This window comes from Streptococcus pasteurianus, from assembly GCF_004843545.1.
Taxonomy (GTDB): Bacteria; Bacillota; Bacilli; order Lactobacillales; family Streptococcaceae; genus Streptococcus; species Streptococcus pasteurianus.
In genome coordinates this window covers 988610-1014515 of the sequence record NZ_CP039457.1, presented here as the reverse complement: position 1 = coordinate 1014515, position 25906 = coordinate 988610, and the positions used below count along the sequence as shown (strand labels likewise).

General features: G+C 36.2%; 25 protein-coding genes and 1 pseudogene. 3 read left to right on the top strand and 23 right to left on the bottom strand.

Translation table 11 applies throughout. From position 1 onward, the window contains the following. Window positions 1-76: 76 nt before the first annotated feature. The 13 genes and pseudogenes from ffh to dhaK form a co-directional block, all read right to left on the bottom strand. On the bottom strand, window positions 77-1642 hold the full coding sequence (ffh, locus tag E8M05_RS05400) for a signal recognition particle protein (RefSeq protein WP_003064717.1): 1566 nt from the start codon (window positions 1640-1642) through the stop codon (window positions 77-79). A gap of 72 nt (window positions 1643-1714) precedes the next feature. Continuing rightward, window positions 1715-2047, bottom strand: coding sequence for a putative DNA-binding protein (locus E8M05_RS05395; RefSeq protein ID WP_003064715.1), 333 nt, complete (start codon window positions 2045-2047; stop codon window positions 1715-1717). 197 nt (window positions 2048-2244) lie between these two features. Then, window positions 2245-3243 (bottom strand): NADP-dependent oxidoreductase, encoded by a 999-nt coding sequence (locus tag E8M05_RS05390; protein ID WP_101774217.1) that lies wholly within the window; start codon window positions 3241-3243, stop codon window positions 2245-2247. A gap of 28 nt (window positions 3244-3271) precedes the next feature. Then, window positions 3272-3691 (bottom strand): Rrf2 family transcriptional regulator, encoded by a 420-nt coding sequence (locus E8M05_RS05385; protein ID WP_013851814.1) that lies wholly within the window; start codon window positions 3689-3691, stop codon window positions 3272-3274. A gap of 219 nt (window positions 3692-3910) precedes the next feature. Further along, window positions 3911-4609, bottom strand: coding sequence for a GntR family transcriptional regulator (locus E8M05_RS05380; protein WP_101774216.1), 699 nt, complete (start codon window positions 4607-4609; stop codon window positions 3911-3913). Between the two features lie 62 nt (window positions 4610-4671). Further along, window positions 4672-6501, bottom strand: a complete 1830-nt coding sequence (locus E8M05_RS05375; protein WP_101774215.1) for an ATP-dependent helicase — start codon at window positions 6499-6501, stop codon at window positions 4672-4674. Next, the gene (locus tag E8M05_RS11715) at window positions 6498-7475 is read right to left on the bottom strand and encodes an ATP-dependent nuclease (RefSeq protein ID WP_267899351.1); all 978 of its coding nucleotides are present in this window, start codon (window positions 7473-7475) and stop codon (window positions 6498-6500) included. The genes E8M05_RS05375 and E8M05_RS11715 overlap by 4 nt, the downstream gene beginning before the upstream one ends. 474 nt (window positions 7476-7949) lie before the next feature. Continuing rightward, window positions 7950-8414: pseudogene (locus E8M05_RS11855) on the bottom strand (AAA family ATPase); the annotation flags it as partial. A 266-nt stretch (window positions 8415-8680) separates the two neighbouring features. Then, window positions 8681-10429, bottom strand: coding sequence for a DUF2075 domain-containing protein (locus tag E8M05_RS05365; protein WP_101774214.1), 1749 nt, complete (start codon window positions 10427-10429; stop codon window positions 8681-8683). Window positions 10430-10636: 207 nt separating this feature from the next. Then, a complete protein-coding gene (locus E8M05_RS05355) occupies window positions 10637-11353 on the bottom strand; it encodes an MIP/aquaporin family protein (protein WP_013851809.1) in 717 nt (238 codons plus the stop codon). Window positions 11354-11364: 11 nt separating this feature from the next. Further along, a complete protein-coding gene (gene dhaM / locus E8M05_RS05350; protein WP_013851808.1) occupies window positions 11365-11739 on the bottom strand; it encodes a dihydroxyacetone kinase phosphoryl donor subunit DhaM in 375 nt (124 codons plus the stop codon). 2 nt (window positions 11740-11741) lie between these two features. Beyond that, window positions 11742-12317 (bottom strand): dihydroxyacetone kinase subunit DhaL, encoded by a 576-nt coding sequence (dhaL, locus tag E8M05_RS05345; protein WP_101774213.1) that lies wholly within the window; start codon window positions 12315-12317, stop codon window positions 11742-11744. A gap of 13 nt (window positions 12318-12330) precedes the next feature. Beyond that, the gene (dhaK, locus tag E8M05_RS05340) at window positions 12331-13317 is read right to left on the bottom strand and encodes a dihydroxyacetone kinase subunit DhaK (protein ID WP_013851806.1); all 987 of its coding nucleotides are present in this window, start codon (window positions 13315-13317) and stop codon (window positions 12331-12333) included. A 143-nt stretch (window positions 13318-13460) separates the two neighbouring features. Between dhaK and dhaS the strand changes: the two genes are divergently transcribed. Together dhaS and dhaQ are read left to right on the top strand one after the other, a co-directional pair. Then, window positions 13461-13997, top strand: a complete 537-nt coding sequence (gene dhaS, locus E8M05_RS05335) for a dihydroxyacetone kinase transcriptional activator DhaS (RefSeq protein ID WP_013851805.1) — start codon at window positions 13461-13463, stop codon at window positions 13995-13997. A gap of 9 nt (window positions 13998-14006) precedes the next feature. Further along, window positions 14007-14993: a DhaKLM operon coactivator DhaQ gene (gene dhaQ / locus E8M05_RS05330; RefSeq protein WP_013851804.1), complete on the top strand. Its 987-nt coding sequence runs from the start codon at window positions 14007-14009 to the stop codon at window positions 14991-14993. 595 nt (window positions 14994-15588) lie between these two features. Here dhaQ and E8M05_RS11850 read toward each other — a convergent pair. After that, a complete protein-coding gene (locus tag E8M05_RS11850; RefSeq protein ID WP_081482933.1) occupies window positions 15589-15831 on the bottom strand; it encodes a helix-turn-helix domain-containing protein in 243 nt (80 codons plus the stop codon). A 521-nt stretch (window positions 15832-16352) separates the two neighbouring features. Between E8M05_RS11850 and E8M05_RS05320 the strand changes: the two genes are divergently transcribed. After that, complete coding sequence (locus E8M05_RS05320; RefSeq protein ID WP_043910174.1) at window positions 16353-16682, top strand: TnpV protein; 330 nt, start codon at window positions 16353-16355, stop codon at window positions 16680-16682. 65 nt (window positions 16683-16747) lie between these two features. On the opposite strand, the gene E8M05_RS05315 is transcribed toward E8M05_RS05320, so the two are convergent. The 9 genes from E8M05_RS05315 to E8M05_RS05270 all read right to left on the bottom strand — a co-directional run bounded on the left by E8M05_RS05315 (window position 16748) and on the right by E8M05_RS05270 (window position 25899). Next, on the bottom strand, window positions 16748-17212 hold the full coding sequence (locus E8M05_RS05315) for a hypothetical protein (RefSeq protein ID WP_048791141.1): 465 nt from the start codon (window positions 17210-17212) through the stop codon (window positions 16748-16750). Window positions 17213-17352: 140 nt separating this feature from the next. Next, complete coding sequence (locus E8M05_RS05310) at window positions 17353-17742, bottom strand: hypothetical protein (protein WP_013851802.1); 390 nt, start codon at window positions 17740-17742, stop codon at window positions 17353-17355. Window positions 17743-17830: 88 nt separating this feature from the next. Beyond that, window positions 17831-19108 (bottom strand): hypothetical protein, encoded by a 1278-nt coding sequence (locus E8M05_RS05305; protein WP_013851801.1) that lies wholly within the window; start codon window positions 19106-19108, stop codon window positions 17831-17833. Between the two features lie 105 nt (window positions 19109-19213). Beyond that, window positions 19214-19537 (bottom strand): hypothetical protein, encoded by a 324-nt coding sequence (locus tag E8M05_RS05300; protein WP_013851800.1) that lies wholly within the window; start codon window positions 19535-19537, stop codon window positions 19214-19216. A gap of 105 nt (window positions 19538-19642) precedes the next feature. Continuing rightward, on the bottom strand, window positions 19643-19900 hold the full coding sequence (locus E8M05_RS05295) for a hypothetical protein (RefSeq protein WP_069788982.1): 258 nt from the start codon (window positions 19898-19900) through the stop codon (window positions 19643-19645). 778 nt (window positions 19901-20678) lie between these two features. Then, complete coding sequence (guaA, locus tag E8M05_RS05285) at window positions 20679-22241, bottom strand: glutamine-hydrolyzing GMP synthase (RefSeq protein ID WP_013851798.1); 1563 nt, start codon at window positions 22239-22241, stop codon at window positions 20679-20681. Between the two features lie 144 nt (window positions 22242-22385). Continuing rightward, complete coding sequence (gene lacG / locus E8M05_RS05280) at window positions 22386-23792, bottom strand: 6-phospho-beta-galactosidase (RefSeq protein WP_013851797.1); 1407 nt, start codon at window positions 23790-23792, stop codon at window positions 22386-22388. Between the two features lie 87 nt (window positions 23793-23879). Continuing rightward, window positions 23880-25583 (bottom strand): lactose-specific PTS transporter subunit EIIC, encoded by a 1704-nt coding sequence (locus E8M05_RS05275; protein WP_013851796.1) that lies wholly within the window; start codon window positions 25581-25583, stop codon window positions 23880-23882. Next, complete coding sequence (locus E8M05_RS05270) at window positions 25576-25899, bottom strand: PTS lactose/cellobiose transporter subunit IIA (protein WP_013851795.1); 324 nt, start codon at window positions 25897-25899, stop codon at window positions 25576-25578. The genes E8M05_RS05275 and E8M05_RS05270 overlap by 8 nt, the downstream gene beginning before the upstream one ends. Window positions 25900-25906: the final 7 nt, after the last annotated feature.

Sequence of the window (25906 nt, the reverse complement as noted above, 5' to 3'; positions counted from 1 at the left end):
ATTTTTAGTAAATTAACAAAAACAAACTAAAAACGAAGCTAGACTTTTGTCTCAGCTTCGTTTGTTTTATCTAACATTATTTACGGCGTTTTTTCTTCGCTTTTTTCATTTTATTTGCCATGCGTTTCATTGATTGCTTCATCGCAAATTCGCCGACTTTCCCTTTTAGACCGCCGCCCATCATTTGGCTAAGATCCATATCTCCGCCACCAAGTGCTGAAAGGTCTGGCATACCATTACCGCCCATCATGCCTTCAAGTGACGACATATCCATACCGTTTGGCATATTTTTAGGGAGATTATTTGGGTTGATTCCCATTTTCTTCATTGCTTTTTCCATGTCACCAGACATAACACCTTGCATCATTTGTTTTGCTTGGTTGAAATCTTTAATGAATTTATTGACTTCAACGAAACTATTTCCTGAACCTGCAGCAATACGGCGACGGCGGCTTGGGTTGAGCAAATCAGGATTTTCACGTTCTTCTGGTGTCATTGATGACACGATAGCACGTTTACGAGCGACAGCTTTTTCATCAACTTTAAAGTTTTTTAGCGCTGGGTTGTTTGCCATACCAGGAATCATTTTAAGCAAATCTTCCATAGGTCCCATGTTTTGAACTTGGTCTAATTGGTCGATGAAATCGTTGAAATCAAAGGTATTTTCACGCATTTTTTCTGCGAGTTCCAATGATTTTTTCTCGTCATATTCTTGGCTGGCTTTTTCAATCAATGTCAGCAAATCACCCATGCCAAGAATACGGCTAGACATGCGGTCTGGGTGGAAAGTTTCGATGTCCGTAATTTTTTCACCAGTACCAGTGAATTTGATTGGTTTACTAGTGATTTCGCGGATTGAAAGCGCAGCACCACCACGTGTATCACCATCAATCTTAGTTAAAACAACCCCTGTGATGTCCAATTGCTTGTTGAATTCGTCAGCGACGTTGGCAGCTTCTTGACCAATCATACTATCAACAACCAAAAGAATTTCATTTGGATTTGCTAAAGCTTTAACATCACGGAGTTCTTCCATGAGTTTTTCGTCAATTTGCAAACGACCAGCCGTATCAATGATAACGTAATCGTTGTGATTTTCTTTGGCTTGTGCCAAACCATTTGTCACGATTTCAACAGCTGAGTGGTCAGTTCCCATGTCAAAAACTGGCACATTGATTTGACTACCAAGTGTTTTTAATTGGTCGATAGCCGCTGGGCGGTAAATATCGGCAGCAATCATCAACGGACGTGCATTTTCATCTTTAATCAGCTTGTTAGCTAATTTCCCTGCAAATGTTGTTTTACCAGCACCTTGGAGACCGACCATCATAATAATTGTTGGAATTTTAGGTGATTTTTCAAGTTCAGCTGTTTCAGAACCAAGAATTTCAGTCAATTCTTCGTTAACAATCTTAACGATTTGTTGTGTTGGGTCAAGTGTATCAATGATTTCATGACCAACTGCACGTTCACGCACGCGCTTGATGAAAGTCTTAACAACTGGCAAAGCAACGTCAGCTTCAAGCAATGCCAGACGAATTTCTTTTGTGACTTCTTGGACGTCTTTTTCAGACAACTTCTTCTTTCCGCGAATATTTTTAAACACCCCTTGCAGGCGTTCTGTCAAACTTTCAAAAGCCATAATATCTTTTCTCCTACCTAAGTATCTCTATAATTTTACAAATGTTCTTCTGTTTAGTGAGTAATACGCGGATTAATCACGATTATCAATACTACTCAAAACGGAAATTCTCTCTTTCAAAAATTCATCATCAGGATATTTTTCTAAAATATCGTCAAAAATTTGGCTCCGAACAATATAGTCCGAATACATGTGCAACTTCATCTCGTAAGCTTCTAAAATTTTTTCTGTTCGTTTAATGTTATCATAGACTGCTTGACGGCTCACACCGAATTCTTCAGCGATTTCTGCCAAACTATAATCATCCGCATAATATAGTTCAATATAATTCATCTGCTTATCCGTTAACAAAGCAGCATAGAACTCAAAAAGAGCATTCATACGATTGGTTTTTTCAATTTCCATAGCCCTTATTTTACCATAATTTAGCTGAATTTAATAGTCAGAAATGGTTAATATATGTGGTAAATCTTTTAGAAAATCTAGATTATAGTAAAAAATGAATCATGCTGACAAAAAACAACAACCTTGTAGAGGCTGTTGTTTAATAAAGGTAATAATAAAAAATCATAGTCACTCAAGTCTTCAATGTTATCTTTTCACTAAAATTGAATGACTGTCTTTCCACGTGAATGACCATTAGCGACTTTATCGAGTGCACTATTGATAGCATCTAAAGAATATACTGTATCAATTGAAGGTCTAAGTTTGCGTTCTGCTAAAATATTTGATATCTCTTGAAGTTGTCTACCATTCGCTTCAACAAAAATAAAATGATAAATAACACCATATTTAGTCGCAAGTTTATCAAATGAATGACCTGCTAATCCAAACAATAATTGTTTCCATTTTGAAAATTCCATGCGCTTCGCAAAAGCTCTATTAGGCATTCCTTTCAACGAAACTATCTGTCCGCCTTTTTTTAAGATGGTCATTTGTTTTTCTGTCTCTTTTCCACCTAAAGTATCTAAAACATAGTCAACATTCGAAAGCAATTTACTATAATCGTCTGTTTGATAATTAATAAAACGATCAGCCCCAAGATCTAGCACACGCTGCTCATTAGCTGCATTACCACTCGTAATAACAGTTAACCCCCTAGCTTTAGCCAAGGGAATCGCCATGGCACCAAGCCCTCCAGTACCACCTGAAATAAAAATTGTTTTACCTCTTTTAACCTGCATTAACTCAAATGCTTGAAAAACTGTCAATGCTGTGAGAGGAACAGCTGCCGCTTCAATATCGCTTAAATAATCTGGAACTTTAGCTAAGGCTGAGTAGTCAACAGCTACATATTCAGCAAAAGCTCCAATACTATCCAATGGCAATCTAGCATAAACACGTTCACCTTCTTCAAAACCTGATACTTGTTCACCAATTGCTTCTACTATCCCAACAACTTCATTACCAGGAATCAAAGGAATTTTATAGGGAACGATTAGTTTTACTTCACCACGAGAGATCATATTATCGAGTGGATTAACACCAGCTGCGGTAACTTTAAGTAACACTTGTCTGGCATTAATTTCAGGTTTTTCAACCTGAACAAGATCAAGTGTAATATTATTTTTGTCATATGTTGTTAATTGCATTGCTTTCATAAATTTTTTCCTTTTGGAATTATTATTTTTAATTTGCTTCGCGATATAGATTATCAATGACATTACTTAGCGTTTGGCTAGACAAATCATTTTCTAATTGAGAATTAATTGAGAAAAAAATAGGCTTTACTGCTTTCTCAATATGCTTACCTACTGGACATTCTAAATTAGCATTTTGATGCATTTGAAACAAATGAATATGAGCTATTTCTTGTGTCGCCTGATAAATCTCTAACAATGTCAAATCCTTAGGAGCTTTTACCAACTGGTAACCTGATTTACCTTGATGTGAAGTAATAATATCAGCGCTCTTCAGAAGAGCGATTACTTTCCTGATATAACTCGAGTTAGTTCCAACACTTTTAGCTAACTCTTGTGATGTCAAATTTTTGCCACTTTCACTAATCATCACTAAAAGATGAAGCGCAACCGAAAATTTTGTATCCATTTCCTGCCCTCTTTCTTGTATTTGTATCTGATACAAGTATATATTACCTTTTTACTTTTCTCAAATAATCTGCTTTTTATCTTAAAATAGTTGTCCTAGATTAATAAGAAATATTGGAAAAAATAAAACAGACACCCAATAAGGTTCTGTTTTATGACTTGTTATTTCAAATCTTTCGTGACTTCCTCTAGGATATACATTTGGAGAATGGTTTGTTCCTTAATTATTCTCCAAATAAAATTCAAAACGGTCGCCGACGTATTGGCTGTGAACGTATTCAAATGGTCGTCCGTCTGTGAAATAGGATACCTGTGTCAATGCCAGCACCGCATGATTTTTAGGCACTTTGAGATAATTCGCCACGCGCTCACTTGCATTTTTAGCATAAATCGTTTGCTGACTCTTGCCAATTTCATAACCATTATCCGTTAATGTTTGGAAGAAATGCTCTGTGATGTCCTCTTGATTGAAAGACTGAATGAGCTTTTCTGGAATTGATGCCACTTCAAAAACCAAAGGAATGTTATCCGCAAAACGCACGCGCTCCATACGCACCACGGTATCTGTCGCTTTTAGTTGTAACTGCTGGATTTCCGTTTCATTAGCAGTTTTTCGCTGATAAGAAATCAATTGTGACGACGGCGTTTTACCCTGCGAACGCACAATTTCGGTGAAACTGGTTGTCCCACGCATTTTTTCTTGCACACGGTGGCTAGCCACATAAGTCCCGCTACCCACACGGCGCTCCAAAATGCCCTCTTCGACCAAAAGCGTAATCGCCTGACGAAGTGTCATCCGACTCACCTCGTAATCATCCGCCAAATCACGCTCACTCGGCAAACGCTGACCAATTTCCCAAACGCCCTCATCAATCTCTTTCTTAATCGCATCATGAATTCTAATATACGCTGGAACCATAACCTACTCCCATTCTGTTCTAAATAACCTTGCTTTATTTTAACATATTTTTACCGAAGTTTTTAGTGGAGTTTCTTTGTATTAATATTACCATATTTTGAGTATAATATATTCCAATACATCGATGGTTTGAACTCTTTTCGCCACGGACCATTTTTAGTTTTAATCGTATAATAACTTGATTTCATTAAAATACACACACGTTTTGCTCGGCTTACGCATACAAAGCACAAACGATTAGCCTCTGCTAATAATCTGGCGTCGTTTTTAACATAATAACTTGGAAAATGATCTTCTTCCATTCCCATCATTACTATTGCCTCAAATTCTAATCCTTTTGAACTATGTCTTGTAGAAATAACAATTTGATTCTCGGGCTTCCCGATTTTAGAAAACTTATCTATTCCATATTCCTTATATTCACTACCAGACATTTCTTTCATCAGATTATCAATATTATCTTTTTCATCCTGGAAATACGTATTTTGTTCAAGATACTTATCAAAACATAGCTCTTTCCTTACATATTCAAACCATTTCGTCAGTGATTTTTCATAATCTTTGCTTTCCACAAGAACCTTATACAGTCGCTCTCTGATAATTAGTTTTTCTTCATCTGTCAAATACATTGCGCCATTTACTGTTATCAACGATATCCAAAAGTCACCTATATCCGAAAAAACAATATCTTTATCTCCTTCAATCCACGAAGCACAGCTTTCTACCCATTTAACAAAATCGCTCCGATTAAATTGATGCTTTACGATATAGTATGGGATATTCTCTTTCTGGCATCTTAATGCAATACTATTGCATTCCGAATTATTCCCAACAAGAACTGCTATCTCCTCATAGGGAATGCCGTTTTTTACAAGTCCTGGAACGATCCTTTTAACAAAATATTCAATCTGGTCATCCAACTCTTCATTTACTTCAATAAATTTATAAACAGCATCTTCATTTTCTCGTGTTTTCGCAACATAACCACGCTGTTGATTTAACACAAGTTCTGAACCGTCAATAATGTCTTGATTGCTTCTATAGTTGTTCAATAAAGTTATTTTCTGAACATCAGGTCTATCAGCTAATTCAATTAAATAATCAGGTACTGCTCCCTGAAATCCATATATAGATTGATCTGGATCACCAACTGCAAAGAATTTTATTTTTGTATTGTCTATAAGTGTGAGAACCATTTCATGAAGCGGTCGCCCCAAATCCTGATATTCATCAATTAAAAGCCACGGATATTTCGCAGATATACACTCTCTAACATAAGGTTTTTCCTGTAATAGCTTTGTAGACTCAATAATAATTGTTTCATAGTCAATAACACCGGCCTGGTTTAATAGTTTTTCATATTCATTAGCTATTATCTCTGCAGTTTCGTCTCTATCAACACAAATATTACTTACTCCAGAAATACTAAGCATTCTTGTACAATTCATTCTCTCAATTTTAAAATACTTATCATTGCACCCAACATTTTTCTTTGCTATCTCAAATAGTTTTGCTCTTTGTTTTTCAGAAGCAATTTTTATCGGCGTCGGAATATTTAATGAATATACATCACAAAATTTACCCAGTATCTCTGTGAGACAAAATGAATGTACCGTTCCAAGAAATATATTATTTCCCCCTACCAAACCTAATTCTTTTAATCTCTCTGTAAATTCTCTTGCAGCCTCTCTACTATAAGTAAGACATGCCAAACCACGCGGTTCTGCAATTACGCCATTTAGCAAATGCATGGCTTTTAAAGTCAAAACTGTTGTTTTTCCACTTCCTGGCCCAGCTAATACAACTGTATTACTTTGACTATCAAAGGCAGCCTTCTGGTATTCATCTTTTTCAATTCTACTTAGTTTTTCAATATAAGTCGTCGTACTCATTCATCTACTTTCGCATAAATATATTCAATGGCATTTTTTACATAATCTGGGCAGTTATCAGTAACACATTTCCCCGAGAAAATCTGTGCAAATCTTCCTTTACCAACACTCTGATCTTCAATTCTTCGTAAGCAGAACTCATAATCTTGATTCTCCAATCTGTTTTTAAAGTTATTCTGCTTTCGACTACTCTCGACTAACTGATCAAATGTATCAGTAAAAGCCCTTTCACCAGCTTCAGTAGACGTGCATTCCATCATATCTACCTCAAACGTGTATTTACCAATAAAATATCCTCGTTCTGAAAAATATAAAGCTAAATCAACATTTTCCGGCACACTATCATCCAACGCTTCGAATGTTTTAATAGCGTTTTCCCTTCCAAGGGATCCGCAGGTATCATTATCCTTTACATCTTTCTCCATCACATGATAATTTCTATTTGAATCATCTCTATCGTCAACATTTTCAATATAGAAGTCACCATCCGTTATAACTGCATACGGTATACTAAGAGAATTAAGCATCTTCATATATGGTTTAAAATTCGTACAATTAATATTACAAACTACTATCCCCTTCTCATCCAACGATTTACCTAATAATTCAGCAAGTTTTGGAATAATGTATTCCTCTGCTATACCTTCGACGAGTATCACACCTTTTCCTAAAAATATTTCACCACGTTTAACATCGAGATATCGTTCAACATCCAAAAATTCCCCTTCCAACATAGGCATGCTTGCTGTAGAATGAGCAACTGTGTTCCCTGCTTCTTGATGCAAGTGTACCAATGACTTAATTGGTGCTACAGAAGTAATATGTGTTGAATGTGTAGTAAGAAGAATAGGAAATCCGTTTCGATTAATAACATCTTTATAGATTAACCTCTGATAAACTGGATGAAGATGTGCTTCAGGTTCCTCGATAGCCAGCAAAGTAACTGCATTGTTTCCATGTCCATTGTCTGCCATAAATGTATACAATGAAGCATAGTTCTCTTCATTTAAATCAGTTCTTAAAACATAATTTCCACCTGCATTGGAAATATAGCATTCATCTATTATTTCGCTATTTTCCTTTGTTAATAGTTCCCTATATTCTGAACCAGAAACAAAAGTTGGAACTGTTTTATCTTTTAGCATCTGAAGAACCAACGAAATATATAAAATATTATCTAGCCCCAAGCTTGAATCCGATACAGAGCGATTTGCCATCAACATTTTCAGCGATCCTAATACCCTTGTTGGATCCACCTCCATTGCCTGTAACGAAATATCATAGTCATGATTCCCAAGGATTTCTGAAAAACGTTCATTGATATGCATTGTCATATCATTGATTTCATCTAAATCCAAAACGCAATCACCGCATTCTTTATATTCACTTGCTATATTTTCAAGAACTTCTTTACTGATTTTATAATCATCAAGCATCTTTTTTACCGGAGATTTTTTGCTGTTTCTCAAATCTGCCTCTACATCTCTTAGTGCCTTAATTACTTTTATATTAAGATACTTTCTTTCTCTCGAACCAAATTTTCTAGACATATCATCTCGCATATATACTTCATATTGATATTCTTTTTTTCCAAACTCATCTATATGTGGGAAAAACTTATAGCTTAATAAAAGCACTTCATTTCCTTCAGCATCCAAGACAGTCGCATCAGATAACATTGTCATTATTGCAACGTTTCTTCTGTAATTGCTAATATAAATCTGTATTAAAATTTCTTGATTATTCTCCATAGGATTCTTAAGAGAATCATTAAAATCACTTTCAGATAGCATTCTATCTTCATCTGAAAGTGAAGGATCTAAAATCAGCTGCAATGCCTTGATAAAATTTGTTTTGCCAACATTGTTCTCACCAACGATTACCGACTTGTGTTGCAAATTAACATCTAAGCCCTTAAAGTTCCTTTAATTCTTTATAACTACTCTAGATATATATAAACTGTCCATTAATACCCTTCTTTTTTATTATAAATTTGTATCTAACTAAAACCAGAGGTATGTTCATTCTTAAAAATTATAAAAAGCACTAATTTAAAATAATTCTTTACCTATTCTTCTACTTCAAATTCGGTAAGCCATATAATTATTTAAATTATCAGTAATATCTGATTTTTTATCTACCTTTAACCTGATGTTGATTCGTCTCCCATTCAATTCTCCTATTCTATTTTCTCAATCGCCTCTTTCAACGCTTTCTGCAATTCTTCGTCAACAGCAAACAAATACAATCCATTTACTCCTCGTGTTAACAAGACATTTAATTCGTTTTTTAACAATGTTTCACCGAATTTCATTCTAGTTCCATCGGCTAATGTTCTGTTGCGGATTGCTTTTTCGTTGCAGCTAGCGCTTGGATCAAAAATAATTTTCCCATCACGATATTTTACAGATGGTCCAATAATAACTGCGGCATAATTCAAGTCAAACCCTTGAATAGTATAAGTTGACCCAATTTCATCGATAGTTTGCTTCTGTTCTGCCCATGAAAGATTTTTAGTTGCTTTATCTTTAGGAAGTTGTAAATTCCAAGGCATTGAAAAATCACCAATTGTCACATTCCAATATTGGTTATCTTCTGGTTTACCCTTTTGTTTAAATTTCCAATCATAAGTTGCCAACATTCGTGAGATACCATTCTCTTGATGTTGGTCTTTCTCTTTGATGGCATCGTACATTTCTTGCGGAGAATCAAATACTCTAAAATCATATTTATCATCCTTTCTGAATGGATAAATAACTTGTTCATCTACTAAGCTTCGAATCCAATCAATTGTAGACTGTTGAGCGTTAATTCGCATTTGATCACGTAACGATATCACACATTGAGCATCTAATTTCATTTCTGCTAAATCAGCACTTTCCCAAATTTGTTCAGTTGTAAGAATTTGATTTTCATCAAAAACAGCTACAACAACTTTAGCATTGGCTAATAAATCTTTTAAATGATTTTTTCCTCGATAAGACTGTTTTCCTTGAGTTAGCAACAAATGTGCTTCATCAACAATAACGACATCAGCTTTTAAATTATTTTTCGATTGATAATTAATAAAACTTGTCGGTTTCATAACAACATCAATGCCGTTTTTGTTTTTTAACCCTAATTTCTTCGCCATTTGTTGATAGACCGTCAATTGTTGCTCATGATTCACTAAAAGATGAATAGACATTTTATCTTTAGATACAGGGAATTCATTAGAATTAAATAAATCATATAACAAACTACTCATCAAAACAGTTTTCCCAGAACCAGCTTCTCCTTCAACTAAAATTAATTGTCCATCAAGGTTTTGAGTTAAACTAGATAATATTTGAAGTATAATTTTACTTTTAGCTTCTTTTTGTTCTTTCGTCAATTTATGAAATGGAGATGCTTTAAATAAAGCAGAATCTCGGATAACAGACTCAATTGGGAAAAGTACATTGTTTAATGAATGTAACTTACGCCAGATTTTGGAAAAGACTGAATCCATAATTTCAGAGGTGTAATAATCATTTTGAGGATTTCCACGCCTATTATTGACATTCTTTACTGATTCCGAACTTAGGAGATAATGCAACAACCTATTTTCAATATCTAGTGTAAGTGATTTATTGAAATATTTGTGACCTATGATATACATCTCAGTAGTGGAAGAGTCACTCAATTTTTTAAAATCTTCACGACCATTACGAATATCATCGTTTAAATGCTGTTTAGTCCGACGATTAATGTCAGTTGTCTCACCAACATAAACATTATAATTATGTTTCTTGTCGGAAATTTTATCATCAATGATATAAACTGTTGGATAATCTAAAATTAATTGTTCATCCTTCTCAGAAAAATCCAGCTCTTTGATAGCTTTAACCGAGAAAGAATTATAATTTACTTTTCCAATAATTGGTGAATATTTGTCTTGAAGTGGCATAAATCTCAATCCTTTTCTGAAAACGTTTCGTTATTTCTATTATATCATTTAAATTCAAAAAAATAATATCTTGGCGTAGTAAAAAAAGCACCCTATCCAGCGGTTTATTTAGCTAGATAAGGTGAATTATCATTTTATTTTTTATTAGTCTTCCAACCCAACCAACTGATGCTGGCGTTTGTTGGCTTGATTGACGATGATGTGTTTTTACAAAAAATGATTCAGTAGCATTTGATAGATTAATGCCCCTGCTGTTCCTCCAACAATTGGTCCAAGCACTGGAATCCATGCATATCCCCAATCTGAATCCCCTTTATTTGGGATAGGTAATAGTGCATGAACAATGCGAGGTCCAAAATCACGTGCTGGGTTAATAGCATATCCCGTGGTTGGTCCTAAAGAAAAACCTACTGCAAAGATTACAAGCCCCACAATAATTGGTCCAAATCCTGCTGCAACATTATTAGGACCAATAGCCATGATAGTAATTACTAAAACTGCTGTTCCAAGTGCTTCTCCAAAAAAGTTTGAAGGGGTATGGCGTATCGCAGGTGCCGTAGAAAACATCCCTAAAATTGCACCAGAGTCTTTGGTTTCTTTAAAATGTGGGTAATAATGTAACCAAAGTATAACAGCAGCAAACATAGCACCTAATAATTGTGCAACAATATAAAGCAGTACTTTACTCCATGCTAAAGATTCTGTGGCAGCCATTGCAATTGTCACTGCGGGATTCAAATGAGCTGGACTGAACAATCCTGCCACATAAACAGCAACTGTACAAGCAATTCCCCAGCCAAAAACAATTGAACTCCAACCAGTTCCTTCTTCCTTAGTATTTTTTAAAACATTACCAGCTACAACACCATCTCCTAGTAAGACAAGGATAAAGGTTCCCAAAAATTCACCAATAAATTCTTTCATAACTATTTCTCCTACTTACTTATTTCCAGTTCTTGTAGTTGTTTTGAAATTTCCTCAAGTTCTACCCCAGCTTGCAGCAAAGCCGCCGCAGTATAAGCCCCTTCAACTATTGGAACATTATTAATAACAATTTCTTTTTCTGAAAAATCTCTTGCTATTTCTAAATTCATTTTTGCAGAACCTAAATCATAAAAAGCCAGAAGTACATTTGCTTTATTAGCCTCCACTGCTTCTTGGACACGTTCAAAACTTGTCCCTATTTCTCCTTTTTCAGTTCCACCAACATATGTTATTGAAATCTCAAAAGCAACTTCTGATATTAAGTCAACAATTCCTTGTGCAATATTTTTAGAATGGGAAACAATAACGATACCAGTACTAGACATCTTTATTCCTCCGCTTCTATTAGTGCTTTAAATAATAATCCTGATGAAAATGCTCCAGGATCAATATGACCAATCGAACGTTCACCAACATATGAAGCACGTCCTTTTGTAGCTTTTAAAGGAGAAGTAGCTTGAACATACTCATTAATTCGGTCGATTGTTAATGAATTAGTTTCCAAGGCTTTTAATACAGGTTCCCAAACATCAACCATTGTTTTTTCGCCAATTTCTGCCTTACCTCGCTTTTTTATCATTTCCAAACCTGCTTTAACATCATCAGAAAGGCTTCCTCTATCTTGTTCAGATTTTGAAATTCCCATAAAAGCAGAACCATATAAAGGACCTGACGCCCCACCTACTTTACTCAATAACTGCATTGCTACCGCTTTAAATAACTCAGAGGTAGATTCATACTCTTTTTCTCCGATTTCATCTACAACTGCAGCCATTCCACGCGACATATTTCCACCATGGTCACCATCTCCAATAGGGGTATCCAATTCTGAAAGATAATCTTTATTATCTTGAATCTTCTGGTTGAATAATACCATCCATTTTTTTGCTGTTTCTACTTGCATAATTCTACCTCTCTTACCAAGCAATTGTATTTACTGGTGCTTCCAACGCATTTAGCCATTCATCATCTTCTAACTTAATCAATGTTAATGATATGCCAGCCATATCAATAGACGTCATTAAATTACCAAGTTTTTTGAATGTTACGTTAATCCCTTTTTCATCTAATAACTTACGAACATCATTAGCAAAAATATATTGTTCCATAAGTGGTGTTGCACCCATACCATTTACTAACATTCCAAAATCTCCTTCAGTATCATCAAAATTTTCCAATAATTTATTAACTAATTCTTTTGCTAAATCATATGATTGTTGCATTTTTTCACGACGATAACCTGGCTCCCCGTGAATACCGATACCAAATTCTATTTCGTTTTCGTCCAAAACAAAACCTGGTTTACCAACTTCAGGAACCGTTGCACCACTAAGGGCTAATCCAACGGTATGAATATTAGGCACTAATTTATCAGCCAATTCCTTTATTTCAGATAGTGATTTTCCATTCTCAGCTGCGTTTCCTAAAATCTTATGAACGAAAATTGTACCAGCCACACCTCGTTTGCCTTGTGTATATAAGCTATCCTCAACAGCTATATCATCATCAACAACAACACTTTCTACTGCAATTCCTTCCATTTCAGCCAAATCTTTCGCCATTTCAAAATTCATAACATCACCAGAATAATTTTTTATAACCATAAATACTCCAGCGCCTTCATCAGATTGTTTAATTGCCTCCAATATCTGGTCTGGTGTAGGTGAAGTAAACACAGCACCACATATTGCTGCCGATAACATGCCCTCACCTACAAATCCTGCATGAGCTGGTTCATGACCACTGCCTCCACCTGATATAATCGCAACTTTTCCAGTCTTTTCAGAGGTACGCTGAATAACATCAAAACCTTTTACGCGTTTAACTAAGTCTGAATGTACAAACTCTAAACCATTTAGCATTTCATCCACTACTTTTGTTGGTTCATTAATAATTTTCTTCATGTTTCGTCTCCTTTTGATTTATTTTCAACTTCATTATAGAAGATGTATAAACTAAAAGGAACGGACAGTTTTTAAGCTTTGTCCGTTTTTTTAATTGTGAATTATGATAAACTTATATCATAATCAAGTAAGGAGCCAATATTATGGCTACATCTCTTATCACTCGAAAAAGGATTGCTCAGGCTTTTATTCAAATTTTACAGGAAAAAGAATTTGAAAAAATATCTGTTAGTAATATTATGGAAAGGGCAGGCATACGCCGACAGACATTCTATAATTATTTCTTGGATAAATACGATTTAGTGGAATGGATTTTCAAAAACGATTTAAGTGAACAAGTTACTGATAACTTAGAATTTATATCAGGGTTACAATTATTAAAAGAATTGTCGTATTTTTTTGAAACTAATCGCTATTTTTACCAACAACTTTTTAATATGAATGTTCAAAATGATATTAATCAATATTTCATTGAATATTGTCGGCAAATCATTTTAAAAATTATTAACGAATATACAGATACTTCCAAATTATCTATAAAGGATGATGACCTTTTTATTTCCTATCACAGTCACGCACTCGCTGACACCTTTAAAGATTTTATACTTAATAAAAATTCTGAACCGATTGATTCCCAGAGATTAATTCGACTTATACAGGTATCTGTTGAAAATTATTAGGAGAATACAATGAGTCAAATATACAATCAAATAGAAAATGCTCTTCAAGAAAGTATAGATGCTTTGGTACGCATTTATCCTTTTTTATCACAAGTTCCCAATTTACCTGCGATTTATAACAATAAACAAGATTCAAATATTATTCCCATAATTTCTGGCGGGGGTAGTGGTCACGAACCAGCTCACTTTGGGTATGTAGGTGAGGGCATGTTAACTGCGGCAATCAGCGGACCTATTTTTGAACCGCCAAAAGCGAAGCAGATTTTTGAACTAATTAAGTTTGTTGATAAAGGAAAAGGCGTTTTTCTTATTATAAAAAACTTTGAGAAAGACTTAAAAGAATTTTCAGAGGCGATTACATTAGCGAGACAGATAGGAATAAAAATCAAATATATTGTTTCTCACGATGATATCTCGATAGAAAAATTAAACTTCAGAACTCGACATAGAGGAGTTGCAGGTACTATCCTACTACATAAAATTTTAGGTTACTATGCCCTAAACGGTGCTAGTTTAGATGAGCTTGAACAAGTGGCACTAAAACTTTCTACATCAATGGCAACACTTGGTGTAGCAACGAAACCAGCTAATTTACCTAATCACGAAAATGACATGTTTAAACTTGCACCTGATACTATCTCCTATGGTATTGGTATTCATGGTGAGGAAGGTTATCGGACAGAGAAATTTATTTCATCCGAACTTTTAGCCAACGAACTTATAAATAAACTTAGGATGAATTTAAAGTGGAAACCTAAAGATCCCTATATTCTTTTAATCAATAATTTAGGAGCAACAACTCGTTTAGAAGAACTTATTTTTTCAAACGATGTTTTACAGCTACTTGATATCGATAGACTAAATATTAAATTTATCAAGCTTGGAAGATTAATTACCTCTTTAAATATGGCAGGTATTTCTATTACTCTTTGTAAATTAGCCAATCCAGACTGGGAAGAAGCCCTTAATTCTTCCACTAATGCACCTAGCTGGTAAATTTAAACTCCTTTAACCCTAAATGAACATAAAAAGCACTAGCAATAGTGCTGACCCAAAAAGTTGGACAATCAATTATGATAAGGATTTAGTTCTGTATTGTACAAAGCTAAGCCCCTTTCTACCATTTGTCAATAGTTATGCTAATTATATTAACAAAAGACAGCCTGATTTTATCCCAAAAACATCCCTTGCTTTGGAATAACAACTTGACCTTTTTCCAAAACAAGTCGCCGTCTATGCATATTTTTTATCTTCTGATGTCATTATGTTAACTCTCTTTAAATATAAAAAGTATGATTTATATAACTTAATATACTAAAAAATTAATGAGTAACTGACAAAATCAAGCTTTTTAGTAGCTTTGGCAACAAATAGAAAATTGCAATGTAAAAAAGCTAATCAAATCCGGTCGGCTTTCGAGGACAACTAGCACAAGAAGGTATTGATTCTAATTATCAGGATTATATCTAATCTATATCTTTTAATTCAATTTTTCGTTTTATAAACTTTATCTTTTATAAACACATATATTTCTATTCCTAGCATAAAAAAGTCGAAATAAGAAATCCAATCATAAGTATTCTATGAAAGATTAGAAAATACAATAGAACCAAAAATGCAACTTTCTTGAAAAACTCTCTGCTATAATTTTGTTTTTTACTAAGTTATCTTCTTTTACCAATTCACCTAAACTAATATTAAATGTTTCATTTATATTAATTAAATTTTGAATATCTGGGCATCCTCTATTAGTCTCCAGTTTTGCAACTACATTTCTTGAAACGTTAATTCTTTCTGTAAATTGTTCTTGAGTTAATTTTTTAGCATTCCTAATATTTTTGAAATATTCATTTGATCTCCCTCCTTATTTTAGATAGTACAATATATTGGCTATTTATCATTTCCTTAAAAAGTATTTAATTTATTGTAAATCTAGATAGCAATAATCTTGTTAAATATGCTAAAGAAGGTATTGTTGCAAAAAATCTATTCTATCGTATAAATCATAATTACGTACCTCCTCTTATAACATGCAATATTACTGAAGGTTAGTGATTTTTGGTGTCAAATTGGTGTTAAGCAAAAAATAAAACCGCTGAAACAATTGATTTCATGCGGTTTTATTTATAATATTCTCTATTCCCACTCGAGCACCAGACCTTAATTTCTCGTGATAAACCGCACTGTTAATACGCTTTTCGTCCACATAATCCACATATTTCAGGCTTTCCAGAACGTCTTTAAGAATTTTGTAGCCGTTTTGTAGCCACGGCTACAGTTCAAACCTCCGCTGGCCGATTTACCTCAAAGCCACTCAGAACTACTGCAAATAAATGATACACGGAGGTTTGCAATATGGAAAAATACATCTACGATAACAGCAACGGTCTTTGGTATGAACTGTATGGAGATTATTATCTGCCGTGTCTGGTCATTCCAGAGGAAGAAGTACACCCTATCGGTATCTGGGACAGGAAGCACCAGCAATACCTCAGAGAGTACCGTCCTATGCTCTACAATGACCTCGTTCTCAGCGGCATGCTGTATAGCTATCTCACTGACATTGATACTCAGGCTCGCAATAAGCTCGACTTACTTGTAACGCAGCTGGCATGGGTCAAGGCTATGAACAACATCCGCAACCGCGCAGAGGAGATCATCAACGCAGAATTGATTTTCGCATAATTTAGCATCAGCCAGGCAAGGGGTAGCTGCTCGGCTGATATTCCATTCTACTCTTCAGCTACGCCTTATACCACTTCATCACAAACCATTCTAACAACAAAATTAGCATCATGACTGCATTTGGAAATAATATACTCTTTTGTTCCATCAGTAATCCCGTTTATTTCATGAAGGTGTCGCATAATCAAGTTTTTAATAAATACGCTATCAGAATCAATAAGATTTACCAACTGATGGTTTACGATGCCGCAATTCTCCGGATTACAAGACATGGTAAGAAGAATGCGTGTGGCATACCATCTGATATCTGTATATTCAGAATGGAGCCACTGTAAAATATTCTGAAGGATAACTGCCTCTATTTTGGATGGCAAAATAACATCATCTGAATTCTCTAAATATTCAACGATCAAATCAGTTACTGTGATTGTTGTTGCAACATCGCCCTGAATATACAGCATCAACTCGAGTATATCAGCATACACATCTTTGCCCATGGCGATATACAATAATTGCAATCCGATTTTCAAGGAAATGCCATCGATATTAGATGAAATAATCGAATTGTCGGCAACTTCAATAGCCTTCTGCTGCTCAAACAGTTTCTCATATATACATTGATTTCTTGTATAGTCTTCAGGATATTTTACTGCAATGCAAATGAGAAGTGCTATGGCATCAAGCTTTGTTCAAGCGGAGTTTTTTCTTTTTGTGTTTCATCACAGAAATAGTACAAAGACTTAATATTATGTTTTTTGACAGTACCGATTTCCGCTTGTACCCCTGGCTTAATTCCGTCGGCATTATCAATTAAGAAGATGCAAATGTCGCTATCTTCCAATGCCCATGCGTAATGGGATCCTGCAGACAGTGTAGAAGCACCGTTACTCTCAAAAACGTATACATCAGCTAATTGTGTGCTCTCAATAGCACTTTTTAAGTCAGCTCGTACTTTATCATATTTCTTCACACCATAAATTGAGCTAATAAATACTTTGATTTTTTGCTCTGGGATATCGGCAGAGGAGTAGAGTGTCCCTCTGCTCTGGTATATTCCCATGCAACTCCCCCACCAGGAGTGCTTATGCTTGTTAATCTTATGCCCTTATATTTTCTCCAATCAAATTAGTTTTCACCCAAATACTATTTTATTTTTCAGTTGGTAAATAGTATATCTTTCCATCCTTAGAAATCAGCTGAACATCCTCTGCATACAAATCCGAAGTATCATATTCATGTATGTTGCTAGCAGACTGTTTTTCTATCATTCTTGCAGTGTCTTTTTCAATAGTTCTAAACTTCAGATTATCGTTAAACAAACCCGGGAGGAAATGTATCACTCCATCAAAACCAGCTCTCTTGCGGCGCACCTCTGATATATCAATGCCCAAACGTTCAGTCGTAGTCTGATGCCATCCAGTCAAACGTTTCTGCGTTTCCGCAACCTGATTTGTGTATGTAGGCAACAATGCTACGCAGTGTTCTCTGGATACAGCACCCAAGTGTAATGTGTATCTTAGCTCAGATATCTTGTTGATCATATCCAGCAGTGATTTCTGGTACATATACCAGTTCTGAACTTCTGTTAATTCTTTTTCATAAGCGTCATAATCAAGATTATTCTTATCTGTGTAACCCACAAGAGCAAGATTAGCCTGTCCAAGAAGCTGCGTACACTCTTCCTCAAGACTATCAAGTTGTGAAATCTTCGAAAGCCTCAGCTCAGTATTCTCAAGAATTTCAATCTGGAAATCCGCAATCTTCTTCACATGGGCAACCAGCGAGAACACCCTACTACGATATTCGTTGTCTTGAAAATCTGCTATCTTGGAAATTCCATCACTGATTTCGCCCAACTCGGCGTTAATCTGGGTCATATAATACTGCCCAACAACCATTGATGCCACACCCATAGCTGCAGCAGCGGTGTTCGCTACAACAGCCGTACCTTTTTGAGCTTCAACAGCCACCAAATTTGCATGTCCTCGAATACCATCCGCACCGTGATAAATTCCTCGAACAGCGCCTCCCATAGCTTTCGAATCAGTCAATTTCGCACCGACTGGAATAATCGCTCTATAAAGAACCTCTCCATTGCCCTGAGCTGCCTGAACCGCATTATTCACAACATTACCCACTTGAGCTAATCCTGGAATCAGATTATTTACATGAGTCAGAACCCTACTGTCACTGATTTCAACCAGCTTGTTCTCATCGGGGATGGTTGCAGCAGGCAATATCTCCATTTGAATAACAAGTTCTTGCAATTCGTTTTCTGACGGAACCAACTGAACTTCCGTTTTTTCTTCAATATGCCTAACCCCCTCGTTTACAACATCAGATGCATTTTTCTTTGATTTTTTAGAAATTACCATACTGGTAACAAGTACTACCACAATGATAATTCCTATAATTGCATATTCCATATTGGTCACACCTCCATTTTGATTCTATAAGAGAATTTACAAATTTTGCGTCTGATACCAAGCTCAAACCTCTACCGTTGCTTACTGTCTTTATTTTTCTTACCACTACCAACAGTAATTTTCACAAGCCATTCCCCCATTAAACCTCCGACCATTTCCAATAGGCTCTGTTGCAATAGCAACTGCCACACCAAGCGCACTTGCGGTCTGCATCCATTCCGTAGATACCGCTTTTCTTGTTACTGTACCTGCAAGAATTGACGGTGTAACTAAATTTGCTTTTGTCATAAGACTTTCACGATCCTCCTGCTTGTATTTTTCAGGATAGTCCACAAAAACATCTAATATGTTTTTCAACATTTCAGTCTCATCCGGGTATTTTATTATTTCTGCATAAAGATGTTCCTGCATTCTTTGAATTTCGTCCATCCCTACATACCTCCTGCATAAATAGTATTGTATAACAATAATTTTGTCAATGATTTTTAAATTTTCACAAGTAAACATTTTATACATATAATTTTCGACTTAACGCTATCTTTCATCAGTCTTTATCGGTGCTTTTTCTCTATTCTTGGCAAAATATCCCCACAAGTTATGCCGAGCAATCACCTCCTCATACCCACTCAACTTTTTACGAAGTTCTTTATTCTCCTGTTCCAGCTGACTACTACGAACTTGTCCACGAGTAGACTTATACTCCGCCAATCCCTTCGTATCCTTCAGCTCTAAAACCGTTTTCCTAGTCTCTTTCATCAGCTTTTTCAGCTTCCCTTCCTGCTTTTCCTGCACCACCTATTTCTGTGCCGCTGTCACCAACGTCTGATAATCCTCTTTCTCAATCGCTACCTTAAAGGTCAGTGGCAGGGACTTTGCTTCAATCTGCTCCACCGTCTTAATAGACACCTGTTGCTGCTGAACACGCTCAATGGTCTGTTCCAACTCGGCAAGCTATGCGGTGTTTATGACGATGTACTATACCGACATCCGTGAAGGGGAGCTTCTGGCTCTCACGCCCGGCAGACATTGACTTCACCCAAAGCACGCTGAGCATAAGCAAAAGCTATCAGCAAATGAACAGCAAGGATGTCATCACGCCGCCCAAAACGCCCAAGAGCAACCGAGTTGTCACTATACCAGAGGTTTTGAAAAACAGCGTACTTATATAAGCCGCTGCTATGGGCTTCAGCCGGATGACCGACTGTTCCCCTATACCAAGAGCTTTCTCTACCATGAGATGGAATACGGTGTGCAACAATCCGTGTAAAACGAATCCGTGTGCATGATATTTGTCACAGCCACGCCAGCCTGCTGGTGGATATGAGCTTATCGCCCCTGCTGATTGCAGAACGCTTAAGGCACGAACGTGTGCAGACCACCATGGACACCTACAGCCACCTATATCCCAACAAGCAGGTAGAGGTAGCCAAACAACTGGACAGCTTGGCTATTTAACCCGATGGCTACAAAAATCCGGCCTAATGTAGCCAATTTGTAGCCAGTAAAAAACAAGAATCCCGGAAAAACCTTTACTATCAAGGATTTCCGGGACTCGGATACACTTAAATTATTATTCCCACTCAACTGTTGCTGGTGGTTTACTTGTGATGTCATAGACGATGCGGTTGACGTGGTCAACTTCATTTACGATACGGACTGAGATTTTTTGAAGCACATCCCATGGGATACGTGCAAAGTCTGCTGTCATTCCGTCGATTGATGTGATAGCACGAATTGCGATTGTATAGTCGTAAGTGCGTCCATCACCCATAACACCAACTGAACGAACACCTGTGTTAACAGTGAAATATTGCCAGATGTCGCGGTCAAGACCTGCTTTAGCAATTTCTTCACGAAGGATAGCGTCAGATTCACGAACAGTTTCAAGACGTTCAGCTGTGATTTCACCCATAACACGGATAGCAAGTCCTGGTCCTGGGAATGGTTGGCGCCAAACGATTTCATCTGGCATACCAAGAGCTGTACCAAGCGCACGAACTTCATCTTTGAACAGTGTGTTGAGTGGCTCAATCAATTCAAATTGCATATCTTCTGGGAGACCACCAACGTTGTGGTGTGATTTGATTGTTTGGGCAGTATCTGTACCAGACTCAATAACGTCTGTGTAAAGAGTACCTTGTGCTAAGAAGTCAACACCTTTAAGTTTGCTTGCTTCGTCATCAAATACACTGACAAATTCATTACCAATGATTTTACGTTTTTTCTCTGGGTCTTCAACACCAGCAAGAAGGTCTAAGAAACGTTTTGAAGCATCAACACGAATGATGTTCAATCCGAATTTACCACCAAGCATATTCATAACTTGGTCCCCTTCTCCTTTACGAAGAAGACCGTGGTCAACGAAGATACATGTCAATTGGTCACCGATAGCACGTTGAAGAAGAACACCAACAACTGATGAATCAACACCACCTGAAAGCCCTAGAAGAACTTTACGGTTTCCAACTTTTTTGCGGATCTCAGAAATTTGCAACTCAATGAAGTTGTCCATTGACCAATCACCTTTAGCTCCGCAAATCTTGAAAGCAAAGTTACGTAAAATATCATTACCATATACTGAGTGACGAACTTCTGGGTGGAATTGGATACCATAAATGTTTTTCTCAGTATTTTCAATGGCTGCGTAAGGGCAATCAGCAGAATCGCCAACAAGGTGGAAACCTGCTGGAATTTCGGTAACTGCATCACCGTGGCTCATTAAAACGGTTTGTTTCTCTGGTGTGTCAGCAAATAATTTTGAATTTGCTTTTAAGCGAAGTGTTGATTGACCATATTCGCTGTTACCAGTTTGACCTGCTGGAACAACTTTACCACCAAGTTTATCAGTCAACAATTGCATACCATAGCAGATACCAAGAATTGGAATACCCAATTCAAAAATTTCTTCATCAATACCAAAGGCATTGTCAGCATAAACTGAATTTGGACCACCTGAAAGTACGATACCAATTGGGTTAATCTCGCGCACTTCTTCTGCTGTGATTTTGTGGCTTCTCAATTCTGAGAACACACCAAATTCACGGATACGACGTGCAATCAATTGGTTGTACTGGCTACCATAATCAAGAACAATGATTTTTTGAACATTATTCAAACTAGAATTGTCAGTCATTATTACCCTTTCTATTAAAGTCAGCACTAAGCTAACAGTATTCTCTTTAATTGTAGCATATTTTCATACATTTAGCAGTAGATTTTCACTATCTTTTAGCATACAATCATATTTTTCAATAGGATAATAAGAAAATGACTATTATCATTGGATAACTCTTGTTTCAGTAAGGTGTTTATACCAGTAAGCACTTTTCTTTGGATAACGCTTTTGTGTCTCAAAGTCAACATAGAATAGACCATAACGTTTCTCATATCCATTAGACCAAGAAAATACATCCATCAATGACCAGATAAAGTATCCTTTAACATTTGCACCTGCTTCAATAGCATCTGCAATAACTTCTAAATGTTTTTTGACATAATCAATGCGAGCATCATCGTAAACGGTATTGTCTACAAATTCATCTTTATAGCCTAAACCATTTTCTGTAATGTAAATCTTCTTATAGTTTGGGTAATCTTTTTTCACGCGCATGATTTGATCATATAATCCTTGTGGATAAATAATCCAGTCCCAATCTGTCTTAGGAATATTTACTGGCGCTTCTCTACGACCAATGCCTTTAATCTGATACTTAGAACTTCCCTTCTCACCTTTTCCATTATGAATGATTTCAGTATCACCGTCACAAGCTCGCATCCAGTCACTCATATAATAATTAATCCCTAAAAAATCATTTAAGTCTTTTGCTGCTTCAAGTTCAGCAAAATCTTCTTCACGAAGATCTAATTCTCCACCATTTACTTTTAGAATGTGATTAACACCCTTCATCGTTTCCTCAGAGTAGCCACCTAAATAAGTTGCATCCAAAATAAATTTATTATGGAGTATATCTTCTAACTCGGCAGCACGGACATCTTCAGGATTTTCTGGGTTATACGGGTATTTAGTTGGCAAAGCATGAACAACACCAATTTCTCCTGAGTACCCTTTATCCTTATATAATTTAACAACACGTGCATGAGCAACCATCATATTATGATGAGACTGAAAAACTTTTGCCAAATTATACTGGATACCTGGAGGAAATTTCCCCACTAAGTACTGACCATCTCCGATTGGACCAATTTCATTAAACGTCGTCCAGTAATTAACCTCAGAGAATTCTTCAAAACAAAAATCAGCATAATTAACATAATGATCTATATTTTCACGATTAAGAAAATCACCATTAGAGTGTAAAGCTAAGGGCGTATCAAAATGATGAAGTGTTACAAAAGGTTCCACATGGTGCTTATGGCACTCTTCAAAAAGTTTATGGTAAAAAGCCACACCTTTAGAATTAACTTCGCCATAGCCTTTAGGAAAAATTCGTGACCAGGCAATTGAAATACGAATGCCATTCACACCAAACTGCTCTGCCAATTCCAAATCCACAGGATACTGATGATAGAAATCACTAGCTGGATCAGCTGTATACCAGTAATTATCTTTCAAATATTGGTCCCAAGCAACAGGACCTTTTCCATCTACATGAGTCGCACCTTCAGCCTGATAAGCAGCTGTAGCACCACCAAAAATAAAATCTTTAGGTAATGTTTTTGTCATATTCTTTCCTTTCAATATCAATAGCATTTGAGATGAATAATAGTCAAAGGAGGTGAACTATCACTCATCTCAAATATTGCTAACTAATTAGTTAAACTGTTCTTGCACAAAGGCTAAAGCAGCTTGTCCATCACGGGTTAATTTAATATACTGAGCACCTTCAGTTTTAGCAAGCCTAATCCCAAGATTATCAGTCTCCACTTTCATATCTTCATAGTTAGATGCCACCTGTGGTGCAAGAATAACTAAATCAAACTCTGGTAATATTTCACGATGAGCACCATATCCACCTGCGGCTGCTTTAACAGGTACGCCATATTCAGCAGCTGCCTTATTAAGAGCATTTGCTAAAAGTCCGCTAGTCCCCCCACCTGCGCAAAGGACAAGAACGTTGGTTTCTTTGACAATATTGTTGTGAACAGTTGTTTCTTCACCGCCTACTCCTGCTTTTTCAAGAATAGCATCTGCTTTAGAAGTATTAAAGTTTGCAACTACCTTTTCTTTTAGAGAATCATTAGACTTCCCCGTACGTTCTTCTTCTAGAATCTGTTGGTCATAAACTTTGACAAATGGATAATAGATTATAACATCAATCACAATCAAGAGAGCCGCCAAAATAAATGAAAGAAGTTGAAGATTAGTACCAAGAACGATTCCCAAAGGTCCAGGAGTAGTCCATGGTAAGTTAGTCGTGAAACTATTCATACCAAGTGTATCAACAAAGAATTTGAAAATCCAAACATTAACAATCGGTGCTAAAATAAATGGCACAAAGAAGACAGGGTTCAAAACAATTGGAGCTCCGAATAAAATTGGCTCATTTACCCCAAAGAAGGTTGGCACGACTGAAGCACGTCCAATAGCCTTATTACGTTTTGATTGACATAGCCACATGAACATGAATGGAACGACAAGAGTTGCTCCTGTCCCCCCCATTGTAACGATAAACATTTGTGTTCCTGAAGTTAAAACTTTATCAGCGTGTTCCCCAGCTTTCATAAGAGCTAAATTCGTATCAATATTAGCGTAGGTAATAGCTGCAATAGCCGGTTCAACAATAGATGGACCATGAATACCAACAAACCAGAAGAAAGCATAGGCACCAAATATAAAAGTAATACCAACATAACCATCTGCTGCAGAAAAAAGTGGTGCAAAAAACTGACCTATCGCTTCTGCCACACCTGTACCTACAAAATGGCGCACTAAAATATCCAAAGCATAAAGAAAAACTACTGATAAAGTAAACGGAATAACATCTTTAAAAACTTGTGAAATGTTAGGTGGTACTTCGTCAGGCATGCGAATGGTAACGTTATTTTTCACACAAACCTTATAGATAGTCACAGTAACAAAAGCTGCTAAAAAGGCTGTCAGAAGTCCTTTAGTTCCTAAAAATCCAGTTGCAAAACCATCCGCTGTAGGGTCTGCTGCCAACATCAATAGACCTACAATAGAAGCCAGTAATGTTGACATGTAATTAATTTGGTTTGTTGCTGCCATGTCACGATTAATAGAATCAGTCAATGATTTAGCCGTAGTTCCAGCAACTAACATTGCTAAGAGTCCCATTGAATAATTATATGGTTTCATCAAGAGAGTCTCAACGCCCGAAGGCCAATAAAAACCAAAGGCATTTGGTACATAGGCAATTAAGATAAAAATACTAGAAAATAAGATAACAGGCATTCCAGCAATGAAACCATCTCGAATGGCCCTTAAATAAATATTACGTGATAACTTTTCAAAAAAAGGCTTGCCTTTTTCGATAAACTCAATTAGCTTATTCATATTTTACTCCTCTTTTATATAACTCAATAAGATGTTGCATTAAGTCTTTTAGTAACAAGGTTGTCATCAAGTGATCTTGTCCGTGCATCATTGTTACACTATAAGCAATATCTTCACCCGATGCTTCTTTAGTCAATAAATTTGTTTGTGCTTTATGTGCCTCAGTAATACAATCCTCTGCTTCTTTTACGAGCTCGTCTGCCCTATCAAATTCTCCTCTCTCTGCTGCCTTCAAAGCTTCCAACAACTTTGTCCTAGCATCACCAGCATAGGCTACAATTTCAAAACCAAGTAATGTTACTTCTTCTCTATTCATGATAAAA

Coding starts and splice junctions, on each gene's coding strand:
- ffh (WP_003064717.1), bottom strand. CDS start 1,642: ATGGCTTTTGAAAGTTTGACAGAACGCCTGCAAGGGGTGTTTAAAAAT.
- E8M05_RS05395 (WP_003064715.1), bottom strand. CDS start 2,047: ATGGAAATTGAAAAAACCAATCGTATGAATGCTCTTTTTGAGTTCTAT.
- E8M05_RS05390 (WP_101774217.1), bottom strand. CDS start 3,243: ATGAAAGCAATGCAATTAACAACATATGACAAAAATAATATTACACTT.
- E8M05_RS05385 (WP_013851814.1), bottom strand. CDS start 3,691: ATGGATACAAAATTTTCGGTTGCGCTTCATCTTTTAGTGATGATTAGT.
- E8M05_RS05380 (WP_101774216.1), bottom strand. CDS start 4,609: ATGGTTCCAGCGTATATTAGAATTCATGATGCGATTAAGAAAGAGATT.
- E8M05_RS05375 (WP_101774215.1), bottom strand. CDS start 6,501: ATGAGTACGACGACTTATATTGAAAAACTAAGTAGAATTGAAAAAGAT.
- E8M05_RS11715 (WP_267899351.1), bottom strand. CDS start 7,475: ATGGCAGACAATGGACATGGAAACAATGCAGTTACTTTGCTGGCTATC.
- E8M05_RS05365 (WP_101774214.1), bottom strand. CDS start 10,429: ATGCCACTTCAAGACAAATATTCACCAATTATTGGAAAAGTAAATTAT.
- E8M05_RS05355 (WP_013851809.1), bottom strand. CDS start 11,353: ATGAAAGAATTTATTGGTGAATTTTTGGGAACCTTTATCCTTGTCTTA.
- dhaM (WP_013851808.1), bottom strand. CDS start 11,739: ATGTCTAGTACTGGTATCGTTATTGTTTCCCATTCTAAAAATATTGCA.
- dhaL (WP_101774213.1), bottom strand. CDS start 12,317: ATGCAAGTAGAAACAGCAAAAAAATGGATGGTATTATTCAACCAGAAG.
- dhaK (WP_013851806.1), bottom strand. CDS start 13,317: ATGAAGAAAATTATTAATGAACCAACAAAAGTAGTGGATGAAATGCTA.
- dhaS (WP_013851805.1), top strand. CDS start 13,461: ATGGCTACATCTCTTATCACTCGAAAAAGGATTGCTCAGGCTTTTATT.
- dhaQ (WP_013851804.1), top strand. CDS start 14,007: ATGAGTCAAATATACAATCAAATAGAAAATGCTCTTCAAGAAAGTATA.
- E8M05_RS05320 (WP_043910174.1), top strand. CDS start 16,353: ATGGAAAAATACATCTACGATAACAGCAACGGTCTTTGGTATGAACTG.
- E8M05_RS05310 (WP_013851802.1), bottom strand. CDS start 17,742: ATGGGAATATACCAGAGCAGAGGGACACTCTACTCCTCTGCCGATATC.
- E8M05_RS05305 (WP_013851801.1), bottom strand. CDS start 19,108: ATGGAATATGCAATTATAGGAATTATCATTGTGGTAGTACTTGTTACC.
- E8M05_RS05300 (WP_013851800.1), bottom strand. CDS start 19,537: ATGGACGAAATTCAAAGAATGCAGGAACATCTTTATGCAGAAATAATA.
- guaA (WP_013851798.1), bottom strand. CDS start 22,241: ATGACTGACAATTCTAGTTTGAATAATGTTCAAAAAATCATTGTTCTT.
- lacG (WP_013851797.1), bottom strand. CDS start 23,792: ATGACAAAAACATTACCTAAAGATTTTATTTTTGGTGGTGCTACAGCT.
- E8M05_RS05275 (WP_013851796.1), bottom strand. CDS start 25,583: ATGAATAAGCTAATTGAGTTTATCGAAAAAGGCAAGCCTTTTTTTGAA.
- E8M05_RS05270 (WP_013851795.1), bottom strand. CDS start 25,899: ATGAATAGAGAAGAAGTAACATTACTTGGTTTTGAAATTGTAGCCTAT.